Genomic DNA, 15,078 nt, shown 5'->3' on the forward strand with positions numbered 1-15,078 from the left:
TCTTCCCTTGTGGGTCATGCTGCTCTACACCTGTCGCACACTTGAAGATCAAGAGTCGGCCAGGCAGAGCGTCATTCGAGCAACATAATTCCAATGACACGTGCGGGCCAGATTATGCCCGCGCGACTGTGGCTTCAAGGTACGCAGCAGATAAAGTTCATACAAGTGTTTAATCGCCGACCAGCGCCCGGTGCGACGACGTGCCGCTGAGCGGTCGCTGACAAGCGATCCAGACCACGCGCAGCAACTGGTAGACACTCAGGATCGTCATGGCGATGAAGAAGAGCAGACTCCACTCGGGCAGGCTCAAGTCGAACAGCGTCCAGGAAATCTGTGCGCATTCGGCCGCGCCCTTGAACATCTGCTGCACCACATAAACCAAGGGGGTGCTTGCGAACGGGTCCGCCAGGCTGAGCGAGCACGCTGACAGCTGTTGCACCGGATCGCCTTGCAACAACACCTGACGCCACGCCGTCACCGTACCCGCCAGACTGCACAGCAAACCGAGCAGCCAGTACAGGAACGAACCGAAGCGTCCGGGGCCATGAACCGAAGCCATCAGGCAGACACCCGTGAGCACCGCCAGGCAAATCCGCTGTAAAAGGCACAGCCCGCAGGGCTTGAGGCCGACTGCATATTCCAGGTAGTAGGAAACGCCCAACGCCAGCGCGCCGGCAATGAAAACCATGAAAAACAAGGAGCGTGAGCAGGCCAACGTCATGGCTTTTCCGTACCAGTAGAGACAAGTGGTTACGGTAGAGGAAAGCGCAGCAGCCTTTCAAGGCAAGCCAGCAAGGACACTTCAGCAGAAGTGTAGGGAATTCCCGACAGAAGCGAGAGGATCAGGTGTAGTCCTCTGTAGGACTTTGCCGTCGAGGCTCTACGAATGTAAGAAAACGTCGCTGCAACACCTACTGCGTGGCGAGGGAGCTTGCCCCCCTCGCCACACAATCAGGCATGAACCGGCGCCGGTAGCGGCGCGGCCAGCAAGCGTTCGTCCAGCAAACCAAGGCCTTCCTGAAACAGCTGGTTGCTGCGCTCGGTGTCGCCCAGTTGCGCCAGCAGCCGAGCCAGCTCGGCACAGGCTTCCGGGTTGCGCTGCACGCGCAGGCTGCTTTCCAGATAGTCCCGGGCCTTGCCCCACAAACTGTTTTGCAGACACAGACGACCAAGGGTCAGCAACAGGCTCGGGTCAGCAGGATGATCCTTGAGCCAGCCCTCGGCGGTCTGCAATTGACGCGCAGAGTCACTGCCGCGAACCAGCCCGTAAAGGCGTGCCAGATGGCTGTCGTAGTTGCGCTTGAGCGCCGTTCGCAGGACCTCTTCGGCCTCAACCTGCGCGCCCAGTTGCCGAAGTTGCTCGGCATACGCCAATACCAGTTGCGGTTCCTGGCGCTGAGCCGAGGTGAGTTGTTGCCAGGCGCGGTTGAGCGACTGCAAACCCACCGTCCCGTCTTCTTCCTGACGCGCAGCCAGGGACAGGTTTTCGCCCCAGGCCCGGCGCTCAAGTTCGGCCAGCTCGGCCGCCGGCAGGACCTTGTCCTTGCGCAGCTCCGGCAGCAGGCGAATCACCGCTGACCAGTCGCCGCGCTGCTGATGCAAGCGTTGCAACTGGCGCAAGGTCTGTACGTTGTGAGGGTGACGCTCATGCATCGCCTGCAACGTCGAGAGGGCGCCGTCGGTGTCGCCACGGTCGGTCTGCAATTGGGCGTGACTCAGGGCAATCGCCAACTCGGCCTGAGGCTGTCGCTCCAGTGCGCGCTCCAGCAGGTTGTCGCTTTCTTCGTAATGACCTTGTTCGTTCGCCGCGCGGGCAGCGCCGAGGTAGTAAAGCAGCGGCTGACGCTCGGCTTCGGCGGCGCGATGCAGATGACGCTGCGCGCTGGCCCAGCGACCCTCAGCCAAATCCAGCTGACCGTGCTCGATCGCCACTTGCACCCGACGACTGCGATTGCGCCGCGACCATGGGTTGACCACGCCGCTGGAGGTCGTCACCAATTCGATCAACGCCTTGATGCCCCAGAACACCAGCCACAGCACCGCCACCAGCGCCAGGGTGGCCCACAGGCTCGATTCGTAACGGAAGCTCTTGTAGGCGATCAGCACGTAGCCGGCATGCTCGGCGATCGCCAGCCCCAACGCGGCGGCAACGGCGATGGCCAGAAACACGATCACATAGAGGCGTTTCATGGCGTGGCCTCCTGCGCGGTGCTTGCGGCAGGTTTGGCCATGGGTTTGATCGAGTCCTCGGCGTTGACATTACGTCGCTCGAGATAGCCCTGAACCGCGCTCAGCGTACCGGTCAGGTCAGGCGTGACCACGGTGACCGGCTGCTTGCTCAGTTCGCCCACCTGCTCGAGCATCACTTTGCTCTGCGGGTTGTCCGGGTTGAAATTACCCTTGAGCACGTCCCGCGCCTCGGCCAGCGCCTGGGTGTAGACCGCAGCCTGACCATTGAGCGCTGCCCACTGCGCCTGCTCCAGCGCCAGGCTCAAGGCCAGGCGCACCTGGCTCAGGCTTTGCCCTGCCAGCAGCGGACGGACATTTTTATCGGCATTGAAATCGATACGGATGTAACGCGAGATCTGATCCCACCACTGCGCCCAACGACTGGCGCCGTCACCATCGGCGGTCAGACCCAGCAGCGAATCGCCCCGGTCCTTGTACTCAGGAGCCAGCTCGGTGAGGCTGACCACCTGATCACGCAGCGCACCCAGTCGCAGGAACAGGCCGGTGCGATCCGGCTGTTCGGTACTGCGCAAGGCGACCAGGGTTTTCGCCACTTGCTCGCGAGCGGCAAAGGAACCCGGATCGTTCTGTTCGCGAAGAATTTCGTCGGCGCCTTGCACCAGGGCCTGAGCGCTGTTGATGTCCTGCAACGCCGAAAGACGCAGGCTGGCCAGGCGCAGCAAGTGTTCGGCCTCAGCCAGGCGCCAGTCCTTGCGGCTGGCGCCGAGGACGGTTTCCAGGCGTTGATTCAAGCGCTGCTGATCGCCTTGCAGCTGGATCACCAAGCGGCTGCGAGCGTCCAGTTCTTCGGCGGCAGGCATTTGCTCAAGGCGTGCGCTAAGGCGCTGTTCGTTGAGCTTCAGGCTTTGCGCCTGATCGTTCAACGCCTGCACCTGACTCAACTGCTCCTGCGTATTGGCTTGCAGGTGACGCACCTGCCAGACACCCCAACCGCCCACCGCCACACCGGCGGCGCCCAGCAACAGCGCGACGATTGCCAGCCCATTGCCTCGGCGCTGCTCTGCAGCAGGTGGCGCACTTTCTACCGGTGCATCTACCGGCGCATCGATCAATGGCCGGGAGTCATCTTTAGGCAAGGCTGTTTCGCTCACGTATCCATCCTTTGCATTAGAGAACGGGTTCGGGATGCTCCCGTAACACCGTCAGCAAAGCCGTGGCACTCGCGCCACGACAATCCACAACTGTTTGGGCCCCGGCGGCACGTGCCAGCTCGGCGACCCTGGGGCTTGGTACAAACAACGGCAACTGCGCCAACTGTGGCCAGGCATCGCCGGCCAATTGATACAGATGCTCAAAACCCTGTCCACTGCTGACCACCAGCCCGTTCAAGCGTTCCGCCTTGATCCGCTCAGGCAGTGTTGCCGGCGGATACTGTGGAAGCTTGCGGCGATACAACTCCAGATACTCGACACTAGCACCAAGCTCGCGCAAACGCTCAGCGAGCAACTCGCGGCCACCCTCCCCACGCAGGATCAGCACCCGTGGATCAGGCTGCTCGACAGCCTCGCGCAACGACGCAAGCTCCAGCAAGGCTTCGCTGTCATCACCCTCGGCCGGGAAACTCACGTCCAACCCGTGTTCATCAAGGATCTGCGCCGTCGCCGCGCCTACGCTGAACCACTTCAGGCGAGGTGCTTGCGGCCAGTACTGGTCGACCAGGTCCACCGCGATTCTGGCGGCGGGTTTGCTGACCACGATCACGGCGCAATAACGATCCAGATCCTGAATCACCTGGCGCATTGTGGCAGAGGCCGGAATCGGTTCAATTTCCAAAAGCGGCAAACTGCTGCTGAAAATCCCCGCTTCGGCCAACACAGCGCTCAGCGCCGCCGACTCATCCGCCGGACGCGTCAGCAGCAGGCGCCAGCCCGTCACTCGTGACCTGCCTCACCGTAGACCGCTTTCAGAATGTCGTTGGCACCCTGGCTCAGAAGGTCTTCGGCCACTCGCACACCCAGTGCTTCGGCATCGGCGCGCGGTGCACGGGCTTCGGCGCTGAGCAGCAGACCGCCGCTCGGATCGCCCACCAGGCCACGCAACCAGATCTGCTCGCCTTCCAGCACGGCGTAGCAGGCGATCGGCACCTGGCAACCGCCATTCAGATGTTTGTTGAGGGCACGTTCGGCGGTGACACGGGTGGCGGTGTCCTGATGGTGCAGCGGCGCGAGCAAGGCGTGAATTTCGCGGTCGGCAGAGCGACATTCAATGCCTACGGCACCCTGGCCACCGGCCGGCAGGCTGTCATCGACGCTGATCGCCGAGGTGATGCGATCCTCGAAGCCCAGTCGAATCAGGCCAGCCGCCGCGAGGATGATGGCGTCGTATTCGCCGGCATCGAGCTTGGCCAGGCGCGTGTTGACGTTACCGCGCAGGAAGCGGATTTCCAGGTCCGGGCGACGGGTCAGCAACTGAGCCTGACGGCGCAGGCTGGAGGTGCCGACGATGCTGCCTGACGGCAATTCGTCCAGGCTGGCATAGGTATTGGAGACGAAGGCATCGCGCGGGTCTTCTCGCTCGCAGATGCAGAACAGACCGAGGCCTTCCGGGAAGTCCATCGGGACGTCTTTCATGGAATGCACGGCGATGTCGGCTTCATTTTCCAGCAGCGCGGTTTCCAGCTCCTTGACGAACAGGCCCTTGCCGCCGATTTTCGACAGCGGCGAGTCGAGCAGCTTGTCGCCACGACTGACCATGGGCACCAACGTCACGAGCAGACCCGGATGGGCCTCTTCCAGACGGGCTTTGACGTATTCGGCCTGCCACAGGGCGAGAGCACTTTTGCGGGTGGCGATGCGGATTTCGCGAGAGGACATGGATCAATCCGTACTGAATAGATACGGCAGATAATAACAGCTCAACCAAATCCGCTTTGACTTGAATCAGGAATTGCCTGGCCTCCCTGGCCCCGGACGTCCGGCAATCGGGTGAGAAATTCGCCTGCGGGTGGCGAATTAAAGCTGTTGCATCATTTTGCGCACACCGGCCACATGGCGTCGGCTGACGATCAGGGCGTCACCGTTCAGGCCTTTGAGGAACAGCTGAAAATGCCCCAGTGGCGTGCGTTGCAGGCGCTCAATGCGTTCGCGGGCGACCAGAGCGTTGCGGTGGATCCGCACGAAACGGTCGCCGAATTCATCTTCAAGGGCCTTGAGCGGCTCATCCAGCAGCACTTCGCCGCCTTCATGGCGCAAGGTCACGTATTTGTGATCCGCAATGAAGTAGACCACCTGCCCCAACGGGATCAGTTCAATACCTTTACGGGTACGGGCGCTGATATGGCTGCGCGGGCCGCTGCCGGTTTCGGCGGCGGGACGGGTCAAAGCCGCGAGCTGGACGCGATTGGGGCGTTCGGCTTTTTTCAACGCGTCATGCAATTGTTCTGTACGCACAGGTTTCACCAGATAGCCTACGGCGCTGGCCTGTAAGGCTTCCACGGCAAATTCATCGGGACCTGTGCAAAACACCACGGCGGGCGGGGTTTCGCGTTCGCACAATCGTGCAGCCACTTGCAGGCCATCGAGGCCCGGCATGCGGATATCGAGCAGCACGATATCCGGTTTGTGGCTGTCGATCAGTGCCAACGCTTCTTCGCCGTTCGTGGCGCTCGGCTCCAGGACACTGTATCCCTCGAGTTCGCCGACCATTCGGCTCAGGCGCTCGCGGGCAAGGGGTTCGTCATCAACGATCAGGACATTCATATTGCGCTGGATTCCTGCGTGAGTCTCGCACAAGGATAGCGTAGACAGGTGAAGTGACGTCTGTCACCGCGATCCACGCTAAGACTAGCGCGAGGGCCAAAAAGTGCCGCCCGTCCGACTGCTAAATTTTTATTTGCCGGGCAATTGGCGGTTGGCGAGGCATCGCCGTAGGGTTTGCTGATACACAATATGAACACCCCCTCTTCTTATCGTCCGCTGCAGCGCCAGGAAGTGCGCTGATCCTACTGTCCAACTGTAGACGGTTGCCGGCACGTTATTGCTCAATTGAAAAATATCGTTGCGCAATTTCCACAATGCCTGCCTTGAGTATGGGTCGACGCATGAGAAAAAAACGTATCGACCAGTGTCAGCGACAGGATTGGCAACCCTGTTATTATCCGCCGCAGCTTTCAACGCCATCTTTCTTCAGCCGATACGAGCGAATTCATGAGCACTGACAAGACCAATCAGTCCTGGGGCGGCCGCTTCAGTGAACCCGTCGACGCCTTCGTCGCCCGCTTCACCGCCTCCGTCACTTTCGACCAGCGCCTGTATCGCCACGACATCATGGGCTCGATCGCCCACGCCACCATGCTGGCCAAGGTCGGCGTGCTGACTGATGCCGAGCGCGACAGCATCACCGATGGCCTGAAGACCATCCAGGGTGAAATCGAGGCCGGCCAGTTCGACTGGCGCATCGACCTCGAAGACGTGCACATGAACATCGAGGCGCGTCTGACCGACCGCATCGGCGTGACCGGTAAAAAGCTGCACACCGGCCGCAGCCGTAACGACCAGGTCGCCACCGACATTCGCCTGTGGCTGCGTGACGAGATCGACCTGATCCTGGGCGAAATCACCCGCCTGCAAAAAGGCCTGCTGGAACAGGCCGAGCGCGAAGCCGGCAGCATCATGCCGGGCTTCACTCACCTGCAAACCGCGCAGCCGGTGACCTTCGGGCACCACATGCTGGCCTGGTTCGAAATGCTCAGCCGCGACTACGAGCGTCTGGTCGACTGCCGCAAGCGCACCAACCGCATGCCGTTGGGCAGTGCCGCGCTGGCGGGCACCACGTACCCGATCGACCGCGAATACACCGCGCAACTGCTGGGCTTCGACGCGGTGGGCGGCAACTCGCTGGACAACGTGTCCGATCGTGACTTCGCCATCGAGTTCTGCTCGGCCGCGAGCATCGCGATGATGCACTTGTCGCGTTTCTCCGAAGAGCTGGTGCTGTGGACCAGCGCCCAGTTCCAGTTCATCGATCTGCCGGACCGCTTCTGCACCGGCAGCTCGATCATGCCGCAAAAGAAAAACCCGGACGTGCCGGAGCTGGTTCGCGGCAAGACCGGTCGCGTCTTCGGCGCACTGATGGGCCTGTTGACCCTGATGAAAGGCCAGCCTTTGGCCTACAACAAGGACAACCAGGAAGACAAGGAACCGCTGTTCGACGCCGCCGACACCCTGCGCGACTCGCTGCGGGCCTTTGCCGACATGATCCCGGCGATCAAACCCAAGCACGCGATGATGCGCGAAGCGGCGCTGCGCGGTTTCTCCACCGCCACCGACCTGGCCGACTATCTGGTGCGTCGTGGCCTGCCATTCCGTGACTGCCACGAAATCGTTGGCCATGCCGTGAAGTACGGCGTGGAAAGCGGTAAAGACCTGGCGGAAATGAGCCTGGAAGAGCTGCGCAAGTTCAGCGACCAGATCGATCAGGACGTGTTCGCCGTGCTGACCCTCGAAGGTTCGGTGAACGCCCGTAACCACATTGGCGGGACCGCTCCGGCGCAGGTCAAGCAGGCGGTGGCTCGCGGCCAGGCGCTGCTCGCCAGCCGTTAAACGGTCTCTGTAACACCTGAGCTCGATGGCTGAACGGCCATCGAGCTTTTTTATGCTCAGGCTGTCGCGCGCCCAACGGCTCCCACCCGCTGCAAAAAGGCAGGCGCTTCGGCCAGCCGGTCAGCGGCGACTTTTTGTACATTCGGGTTATCCGCCAGGCGCTCCAGCAAGGCTTTGGCGCCGGGCATGTCGTCGAGGAAATCGACGTTGAACAAACGCTTTCCGACGTCCACAGCCAGATCGACGCTGTAAAGAAAGTACAAATCGGCCAGGGTGAACTGTTCACCCGCCACGTACGGTGCAAACCGCGCCCGGTGTTTCAGGGCGGCAAATCCCTTGATCAGGTCTCGCTCGGATTTGGCCTTCAGCGCCTCGGGGGTCGGCCTGCCACCAAAGAACACCTCGACATAACAGACCCGCGCCGGCAGTTCGATGTACAACTCGATCTCCTTGGCCATGGCTCGAACGCCTGCCCTTTCAAACGGCGTTTGCGGCAACAGTGAAATGCCCGGTTGAGTCTCTTCGATGAAATCGAGGATCGCGTCCGTTTCGCTCAAGAACCCTTGTTCGGTTTCCAGTACCGGCACTTTCCCGCGTGGGCTGACCGCCAGGATGTCCGGGTTCTGGCATCCATGAAACGGAACCGTTTCAAACGGCACGCCTTTCTCCAGGAGTGCCAGTTTGACCATGTTGAAATAATTGCTGGCCGCAAAGCCATACAGTTTGAGCATCGTCGGGTCTCCTTGACCGTGGAAGTTTCCTGATCGGAAGCGATCGACGCTCAAAGTAACCAATACCCGGGGCCGTGGAAGAACCCGGTTATTACCGCGTAAGACGCAAATGCCTGAACGGCCCGTCGGACAAGGGCGACGGCCATATGGGACAAAAGATTGCGAATCTTCTGACACACATAATGGCCGCCACTTCTTTATTTCTTGGACGCCACCATCGCCAGGAACGCGGGCATCGCCGCTTCCTTGTCCGCCGCAACCCGCTGCACGTTCGGGTTCTGCTCCAGGCGCTCGAGCAATGCCTTGGCCGCTGGCATGTCTGCCAACAGGTCAACACCAAACAGCTTGTGGCCCACCGCACAGGCCAGCGGCACGCTGTACAGGAAGTACAAATCCGCAATGCTCAGGCTGTCGCCTGCAACATAAGGGGCAAACTTGCCGTGCCGTTCAAGCGAGGCAAAACCCAGCAGCAATTCGGTTTTGGTCTTGTCCTTGATGGCGTCGGGTAAAGGCGAGCCGAAAAATGCTTCGCCATAACAGGCACGAGCCGGCAGCTCGATGTACAGCTCGATTTCCTTGGCCAGCGCCAGGACCTGTGCGCGCTCGAAGGGATCGCTCGGCAGCAGCGGCGTGCCTTTCTGGCTCTGCTCGATGTACTCGAGAATCACCGAGGTTTCGTTGACAAACCCTTGCTCGACGCGCAGCACCGGCACCTTGCCACGGGGGCTGATGGCCAGCGCCTCAGGGCTCTGCCCCGCATAAAACGGCACTTCCTCGAACGGCAGTCCTTTCTCCAGCAGCGCCAGTTTCACCATGTTGTAGTAGTTACTGACGGAAAATCCATAAAGCTTGAGCATCACGAAGCCTCCAGGCCGTGCGGGGTTGGCAGTGCCTGTTTATAGAACGCCCGGGGGTTTCTCGCCAGCAGCATCACAGCGCTGAATGCAGGTAAACTGCCCGCCTTACCTTGAGGAGCCTGCCATGAGCGAGCCAACCGACATCGATAGCGACGAAGAAGAATTCACCGAAAACACCCTGATCGAAGCGATCGAAAACCAGATCGAGAGCGACAACCCGCCAGCCGCCAAGGCGACCTTCAACAAGTTGACCCTGGTGGGTTACGAGCGTGAGGAAATCCTCAACCTGATGGCTCACGTTTTAGCGGTAGAAATCGACGCGATCCTCGAAGAAGACCGCGCGTTCAACACCGAATGGTACGAAGCGGCACTGCGTGCCTTGCCGGAATTGCCGCCGGAAAAGAAGTAATCCCCCGCTTAGTGTAGGAGCGAGGCTTGCCCGCGAAAGCTCCACCGCGGTCCCTCTGAAACACCGCGTTACCGTTCTTCGCGGGCGAGCCTCGCTCCTACAAACAATCCCCAGGCCTTTCCCCCAGACCCTGACTACACTGGTACGCACCCCGCTGCCGGGGAATGCTTCCCGAAGAGAAAAAACCCTGTCGTGAGCACTGGACATGCCGCGCGAGTGGGATCACCTTAGGGGCGCTGTCGTCCAATTCCTAGAAAGTCTGGAGTCCTTATGTCGCTTACCCCTGAGTTGGTTGCCGAACTGGAAATCCTCGCACTCTTCAACCTGGACAGTTCCCAGGAAGGTTTGAAAATTCATCAGACCGCTGCCCCGAAAGCCATAGCTGCCGCTCAACGCCTGTTCGAAAAAGAACTGATTGACCAACCCGATGGCGGTTATCTGACCAGCCTGGGTCGTGATGCCGCGCAAAGTGTGCAAACCGTTCTCACCATTCTGAGCGTCCAGGAAACAGCCTGACCCACCGTATCGCCCACGGAAACCCCCGCTACGGGATTTCCGCGGGCACTCTTCGATACGAACTGTCGCCCAACGATAGAAATCTGACGCCAAAAAAACAAAATCAGCCTGAATATCCCGGGGCCGAGGCGCTAAACTGCCCCTCATCCTGAGATCCTCCACGTCCGAGCCCTGCGAGCCGGTTTGAGCTGACATGACCCGCACCCATGAAATCCGCCCCGATCTGGACGAGGGAATCGACCGCAAGGTTCTCGGTCAGTTGCGCGCACGTTTTCTAAAGCTCAACGAGGGCCGCATGGCGCGGGCCATGGAAGGGCTGTCGACCCGCCAGCAAGGGGTGTTGACCCTGCTGCCGCTGTTTTTCCACGTCAATCATCCGCTGTTGCCGGGTTACGTTTCCGGAAGCACCCCCGCCGGGCTGTCGAACTTCGAGCCTGACGCCAACGCCCTGGCCGAAGCCCAGCGCCTGACCCGCTCGTTTTCATACAAGCCGCGCCACGGCAGCAATCCACCGCGACCGATTCACGGTCTGTTCCTGATGGGCAGCCTCGGCACCCTGGCGCAGGCCGATCAAAGCGACATGGACGTATGGGTCTGTCACGCACCGGACTTGAGCGAAAGCGAACTCAACGAGCTGCGTAAAAAGTGCCAGTTGCTCGAAACCTGGGCCGCAAGCCAGGGCGCCGAGGCGCATTTTTTCCTGATCGACCCGGCCCGCTTCGTGCTCGGCGAGCGGGACAATCAACTGAGTTCGGAAGACTGCGGCACCACCCAGCATTACCTGCTGCTGGACGAGTTCTACCGCACAGCAATCTGGCTAGCCGGCCGCACGCCCATCTGGTGGCTGGTGCCGGTGTACGAAGAGGCCGCGTACGACCGCTACACCCACACGCTGCTGTCCAAACGCTTTATCCGTGCCGACGAAACCCTGGACCTCGGGCATCTGGCGTACATCCCGCCCGGCGAATTCATTGGTGCCGGGCTCTGGCAGTTGTTCAAAGGGATCGAGTCACCCTACAAGTCGGTGCTCAAGCTGTTGCTGACCGAGGTCTACGCCAGCGAACACCCCAGGGTTCAATGCCTGAGTCTGCGTTTCAAGCAAGCGGTGTTCGCCAACCAGCTTGATCTCGATGAGCTGGACCCGTACGTCGTGGTTTACCGGCGAATCGAGGAATACCTCACCGCCCGTGGCGAATCGGAGCGCCTGGAGCTGGTGCGGCGCGCGCTGTACCTGAAGGTCAATCGTAAACTCACTGGCAGCAGCCGTACCCAGAGCTGGCAGCGCTCGTTGCTTGAACGCCTGGCCCACGAATGGCATTGGGACCAGCGTCAACTGGCGCTGCTTGATAGCCGTAGCCAATGGAAAGTCCGTCAGGTCAGTTCCGAGCGCCGGGCGTTGGTCAACGAACTGAATTACAGCTACCGCTTCCTGACCGAGTTCGCCCGCAGCGAACAGACCGTCAGCCTGATCAACAAGCGCGACCTCAACGTACTGGGCCGACGTCTGTACGCAGCGTTCGAGCGCAAGGCCGACAAAGTCGAGTTCATCAACCCGGGCATCGCCCCGGACCTGGCCGAAGACACCCTGACCCTGGTACATGCGCCAGACAAGAAAGAATCGGGGCAAACCCAGTGGGGCTTGTACAACGGCAGCCTGACCGCCCTCGAGTGGGAGCATTTCGCACCGATCAAGCGCAGCCGCCAACTATTGGAACTGCTGACCTGGTGCCATCGCAACGGCGTGATCGATAGCAGCACGCGCCTGGCGCTGCATCCCGGCGACAGTGACCTGAGCGAATTCGAACTGTTCAACCTGCTCGGCAGCCTGCAACAGAGCATCGCCCTGCCCCTGCCCACGGTCGCCGAAGAACCGCTGCTGCGCGCCAGTGTGCCGAGCGAGGTGCTGATTCTGGTGAACGTCGGCGTCGATCCGCTCAAGCATCACCGCGACCTGAACATTCTCATGACCACCGAGCGCACTGACTCTCTGAGTTACGCCGGGGTCCGCGAGAACCTGGTGTTGACCCTGGATCAGGTCACGCTCAACAGCTGGAACGAGGTCTCGGTCAATCGCTTCGATGGCCCTCACGCCCTGCTCGACTGCCTGCGCGATTACCTCAACAACCTGCCGAACGGCCCACAGCAACCCAAGTTGCGGGTGCGTTGCTTCTGCCACAACCGCGCGCAGTTCATTGCGCAACGGGTCGAGGAAGTGATCGACACCGCGCAGAACCTGCTGCTGAGCAAACTCAATCATCGCTACCTGATTCAGGTCCAGCAGCATTATCACGTGCTGGAATTGGTGCCGGGGCAGGTCAATCACGTCGCCCTCGCCACCCTGCCGGCGCTGTTCGACTACCTCGGCGAAGAGCTGGCGAGCTACAGCCCGCTGCACCTGGACCCAATGGCGCTTGAGGATCAGGACCTGGCACTGATTCTGCCCATGGGTCAGCCCGAGTGCATTCAGGTGTTCTACCGGATTCAGGATGACCAGGCCGATCTGTACGTGCTGGATGAATTCAATGCCTTGTGGCAGCAGCGCTTGCCCTATCACGACGAACAAAGCCTGCTGGTGCCGTTGCAACGCTTCCTGCAATCGATCCAGTACCGGCGCGATGCCTTGCTGCCGATGGACGCCGCCCAGCCACTGAGCCTCGACACGCTGTATTACCAACTGCTGCCGTCGGGTCCCGGACGAGCGCGCCGGGTCGAAGCCCGACTCGCGCTGCAAACTCCGGTCAACAAGCCGTTCTACGATGTGCAGGCGATCGTCGGCAAGGCCGCACCGGGCAAGGTGCAAGTCACGTTGTATTGCAATCAGCGGGAATTTTCAGAGCTGGAGCATGGCGACCAACTGTTCAGTGTGGTCGCCCGGGAAATCGTCGAGCAGCGTCGTGAAACCGAACGCTATCGCTGCTACATCACCGACCTGGACCTGTCGGGCCTGCTCGGTGATGGTCAGAGCTCAAGCAATTTGTACCTGCGCTACAAGGCCGATCTGGAGCGCGCATTGAATGACGCGCTCGAGCTGGTCTGAGGCAAGTTATTCCGGGAAGGGGCCGCCATTGGCTGGCTGCGATTCGACTTCAAGCAGGGTCAGCTTGAGGGTTTTGCCGCCCGGAGCAGGCCAATCGATGTGCTGGCCAACCTTCAGGCCCAGCAGTGCGCTACCGACAGGCGCCAGAATGGAGATCTTGCCTTCGTCCGCGTTGGCATCCTTGGGGTACACCAACGTCAGGTGATAGTCCTTGCCGCTGCTTTCTTCGCGGCAATGCACTCTGGAATTCATGGTCACGACATCGGCGGGCACTTCATCGTGACCGACCACGGTATCGGCGCGATCCAGTTCGGTTTGCAGCGCGATAACGCCCGGCAGCGTGTCGTCCAGGCTGTCGATCAGGCGTTCCAGACGTTGAACGTCCAGACGAGTAAGGGTGATGGAAGGTGCGGTCATGATAGAGGCAGACTCCTTTCTTCTGCACAGAAAAAGCAAAACCCCGCCAGAAAAAGGCGGGGTTTTCACGAGCCTCGATGGGTTGAGGCGTTTCTGGACACTATCACAGCTCAAAAAATATACAAGCAGGGCGCGATGGACCCTATTTTTCGGTAACGCCGATGAAACCTGTAGGAGCAGAGCTTGCTCGCGAAGGCGGCGTGTCAGCCAACATGGGTATCGAGTGATGCGCCGCCTTCGCGAGCAAGCTCTGCTCCTACAGGTCTGTGCATCAAGCCAAGGATTTGCGTTGTATAGCCTGCGCGCAGATGACCCGCCGGCGCTCATCATCGGCCGAGCGCCATTCGCGGATGTCTTCGACATGGCGAAAACACCCCAGGCAGACCTTCTGCTCATCCAGCCGACACACACCGCTGCACGGCGAAGGCACCGCCGGGCTGACATTGCTGTAAAGCGGCTTGGGCGGTCGAACAGGGGCCGGCTGGGTCACGATCTCACAGACCTTCGAAATCGAATTCAGCGCCGGCCTGTTGCTGGACGATGCGCTCAAGCATCTCGCCGAGCTGCTCTTCGCTCTTGTCGCACATCCAGCGCTCGCTCTCTTCGTCGTAGTCGAAGTGGAACCCACCCGACACCGCCGCCAGCCACAGCTGACGCAGGGGTTCCTGGCGGCTGAAGATCAACTGAGTGCCGTTTTCGAACTTGACGGTGAGCACACCGGCCGAGCTCTCCAGATCGATATCCAGGTCGCTGTCGTCAAAGATGTCCTCCAGGGTTTGCTGGGTGGCATCGACCAGATCGTGGAAACGCGCTTCGGACAAACTCATTACGGCAACCTCAAAAAGTGTCTGATCAGGCTCAAGCGCCGCAAGATACGGGCGAGCCCCGGTGATTGCAAAGGATAACGACCAAGGGCCGATTTAGGTACACCTGTGGGAGCGGGCTTGCTCGCGAAGAGGCCGGCACATTCAACATCATCGTCACCTGACACACCGCCATCGCGAGCAGGCTCGCTCCCACAGGGATTGCACCTTGCTAGCCGGCTTCATGCGAAGCCCCGCCGGACGGGACCCTGGTCGCATAGGCAAGCTGCCGGGTGGCCGGTATACTCCGGCGCAATTAACGCATTTTCAAGGATTTCGCCATGAAGCGCCTGATCTCTTCCTTTGCTGCGCTCGTCGCGGTTGCTTGTTTATTGTCGGCCTGTGGTCAAAAAGGTCCGCTGTACCTGCCTGACGATTCCCAGGACCCTGCCGAGCAGGCCCAGTCCTCGCAAAAGCAGCCGTCGAAAGCACACAAGCACGACGTCTACCAATAAGGG

At 60.6% G+C, this 15,078-nt stretch carries 16 protein-coding genes and 1 pseudogene; 5 read left to right on the forward strand and 12 right to left on the reverse strand.

Translation table 11 applies throughout. From position 1 onward, the window contains the following. Positions 1-169 precede the first annotated feature (169 nt). From KGA82_RS07255 to KGA82_RS29450, 7 genes and pseudogenes are all read right to left on the reverse strand, one after another. On the reverse strand, positions 170-721 hold the full coding sequence (locus KGA82_RS07255; protein ID WP_223434011.1) for a disulfide bond formation protein B: 552 nt from the start codon (positions 719-721) through the stop codon (positions 170-172). A gap of 230 nt (positions 722-951) precedes the next feature. Further along, positions 952-2,190: a heme biosynthesis protein HemY gene (locus KGA82_RS07260; RefSeq protein WP_223450035.1), complete on the reverse strand. Its 1,239-nt coding sequence runs from the start codon at positions 2,188-2,190 to the stop codon at positions 952-954. After that, entirely contained in the window at positions 2,187-3,341 is a 1,155-nt protein-coding gene (locus KGA82_RS07265; protein ID WP_192227479.1) for a uroporphyrinogen-III C-methyltransferase, read from the reverse strand. The genes KGA82_RS07260 and KGA82_RS07265 overlap by 4 nt, the downstream gene beginning before the upstream one ends. A gap of 16 nt (positions 3,342-3,357) precedes the next feature. Then, positions 3,358-4,125, reverse strand: coding sequence for a uroporphyrinogen-III synthase (locus KGA82_RS07270; RefSeq protein WP_223450036.1), 768 nt, complete (start codon positions 4,123-4,125; stop codon positions 3,358-3,360). Further along, positions 4,122-5,063 (reverse strand): hydroxymethylbilane synthase, encoded by a 942-nt coding sequence (hemC, locus tag KGA82_RS07275; RefSeq protein ID WP_008040638.1) that lies wholly within the window; start codon positions 5,061-5,063, stop codon positions 4,122-4,124. Before hemC ends, KGA82_RS07270 begins: the two co-directional genes overlap by 4 nt. A 138-nt stretch (positions 5,064-5,201) precedes the next feature. Further along, the gene (locus tag KGA82_RS07280; RefSeq protein WP_008024350.1) at positions 5,202-5,948 is read right to left on the reverse strand and encodes a LytR/AlgR family response regulator transcription factor; all 747 of its coding nucleotides are present in this window, start codon (positions 5,946-5,948) and stop codon (positions 5,202-5,204) included. Further along, a pseudogene (locus tag KGA82_RS29450) lies at positions 5,945-6,154 on the reverse strand (sensor histidine kinase); the annotation flags it as partial. The gene KGA82_RS07280 and the pseudogene KGA82_RS29450, both read right to left, overlap by 4 nt. 241 nt (positions 6,155-6,395) lie before the next feature. Between KGA82_RS29450 and argH the strand changes: the two are divergent. Then, the gene (gene argH, locus KGA82_RS07285) at positions 6,396-7,790 is read left to right on the forward strand and encodes an argininosuccinate lyase (protein ID WP_008024352.1); all 1,395 of its coding nucleotides are present in this window, start codon (positions 6,396-6,398) and stop codon (positions 7,788-7,790) included. A 56-nt stretch (positions 7,791-7,846) separates the two neighbouring features. Here argH and KGA82_RS07290 read toward each other — a convergent pair whose 3' ends face one another. Beyond that, positions 7,847-8,521, reverse strand: coding sequence for a glutathione S-transferase family protein (locus tag KGA82_RS07290; protein WP_223450037.1), 675 nt, complete (start codon positions 8,519-8,521; stop codon positions 7,847-7,849). Positions 8,522-8,718: 197 nt separating this feature from the next. After that, positions 8,719-9,378 carry a glutathione S-transferase family protein gene (locus KGA82_RS07295; protein WP_223450038.1) on the reverse strand — a complete coding sequence of 220 codons (660 nt, stop codon included), beginning with the start codon at positions 9,376-9,378 and terminating at the stop codon, positions 8,719-8,721. A gap of 124 nt (positions 9,379-9,502) precedes the next feature. On the opposite strand from KGA82_RS07295, the gene KGA82_RS07300 reads away from it, so the two are divergent. The 3 genes from KGA82_RS07300 (at position 9,503) to KGA82_RS07310 (ending at position 13,340) form a co-directional block, all read left to right on the forward strand. Then, positions 9,503-9,787, forward strand: a complete 285-nt coding sequence (locus tag KGA82_RS07300; RefSeq protein ID WP_008024357.1) for a hypothetical protein — start codon at positions 9,503-9,505, stop codon at positions 9,785-9,787. 270 nt (positions 9,788-10,057) lie between these two features. Next, positions 10,058-10,303 carry a TIGR02647 family protein gene (locus tag KGA82_RS07305; protein WP_008024358.1) on the forward strand — a complete coding sequence of 82 codons (246 nt, stop codon included), beginning with the start codon at positions 10,058-10,060 and terminating at the stop codon, positions 10,301-10,303. A 193-nt stretch (positions 10,304-10,496) separates the two neighbouring features. Then, positions 10,497-13,340, forward strand: a complete 2,844-nt coding sequence (locus KGA82_RS07310) for a class I adenylate cyclase (RefSeq protein WP_223450039.1) — start codon at positions 10,497-10,499, stop codon at positions 13,338-13,340. A gap of 6 nt (positions 13,341-13,346) precedes the next feature. On the opposite strand, the gene rnk is transcribed toward KGA82_RS07310, so the two are convergent. From rnk to cyaY, 3 genes are all read right to left on the reverse strand, one after another. Then, entirely contained in the window at positions 13,347-13,757 is a 411-nt protein-coding gene (gene rnk / locus KGA82_RS07315; RefSeq protein WP_008024364.1) for a nucleoside diphosphate kinase regulator, read from the reverse strand. 271 nt (positions 13,758-14,028) lie between these two features. Then, complete coding sequence (locus KGA82_RS07320) at positions 14,029-14,247, reverse strand: DUF1289 domain-containing protein (protein WP_081500210.1); 219 nt, start codon at positions 14,245-14,247, stop codon at positions 14,029-14,031. A gap of 4 nt (positions 14,248-14,251) precedes the next feature. After that, entirely contained in the window at positions 14,252-14,584 is a 333-nt protein-coding gene (gene cyaY, locus KGA82_RS07325) for an iron donor protein CyaY (RefSeq protein ID WP_008024366.1), read from the reverse strand. Positions 14,585-14,901: 317 nt separating this feature from the next. Here cyaY and lptM point away from each other — a divergent pair, with 317 nt between their 5' ends. Then, entirely contained in the window at positions 14,902-15,075 is a 174-nt protein-coding gene (gene lptM / locus KGA82_RS07330; RefSeq protein WP_008040632.1) for an LPS translocon maturation chaperone LptM, read from the forward strand. Positions 15,076-15,078: the final 3 nt, after the last annotated feature.

The organism is Pseudomonas sp. BF-RE-22 (genome assembly GCF_019956155.1).
Classification (GTDB): Bacteria; Pseudomonadota; Gammaproteobacteria; order Pseudomonadales; family Pseudomonadaceae; genus Aquipseudomonas; species Aquipseudomonas migulae.

Coding starts and splice junctions, on each gene's coding strand:
- KGA82_RS07255 (WP_223434011.1), bottom strand. CDS start 721: ATGACGTTGGCCTGCTCACGCTCCTTGTTTTTCATGGTTTTCATTGCC.
- KGA82_RS07260 (WP_223450035.1), bottom strand. CDS start 2,190: ATGAAACGCCTCTATGTGATCGTGTTTCTGGCCATCGCCGTTGCCGCC.
- hemC (WP_008040638.1), bottom strand. CDS start 5,063: ATGTCCTCTCGCGAAATCCGCATCGCCACCCGCAAAAGTGCTCTCGCC.
- KGA82_RS07280 (WP_008024350.1), bottom strand. CDS start 5,948: ATGAATGTCCTGATCGTTGATGACGAACCCCTTGCCCGCGAGCGCCTG.
- argH (WP_008024352.1), top strand. CDS start 6,396: ATGAGCACTGACAAGACCAATCAGTCCTGGGGCGGCCGCTTCAGTGAA.
- KGA82_RS07290 (WP_223450037.1), bottom strand. CDS start 8,521: ATGCTCAAACTGTATGGCTTTGCGGCCAGCAATTATTTCAACATGGTC.
- KGA82_RS07295 (WP_223450038.1), bottom strand. CDS start 9,378: ATGCTCAAGCTTTATGGATTTTCCGTCAGTAACTACTACAACATGGTG.
- KGA82_RS07300 (WP_008024357.1), top strand. CDS start 9,503: ATGAGCGAGCCAACCGACATCGATAGCGACGAAGAAGAATTCACCGAA.
- KGA82_RS07305 (WP_008024358.1), top strand. CDS start 10,058: ATGTCGCTTACCCCTGAGTTGGTTGCCGAACTGGAAATCCTCGCACTC.
- KGA82_RS07310 (WP_223450039.1), top strand. CDS start 10,497: ATGACCCGCACCCATGAAATCCGCCCCGATCTGGACGAGGGAATCGAC.
- rnk (WP_008024364.1), bottom strand. CDS start 13,757: ATGACCGCACCTTCCATCACCCTTACTCGTCTGGACGTTCAACGTCTG.
- cyaY (WP_008024366.1), bottom strand. CDS start 14,584: ATGAGTTTGTCCGAAGCGCGTTTCCACGATCTGGTCGATGCCACCCAG.
- lptM (WP_008040632.1), top strand. CDS start 14,902: ATGAAGCGCCTGATCTCTTCCTTTGCTGCGCTCGTCGCGGTTGCTTGT.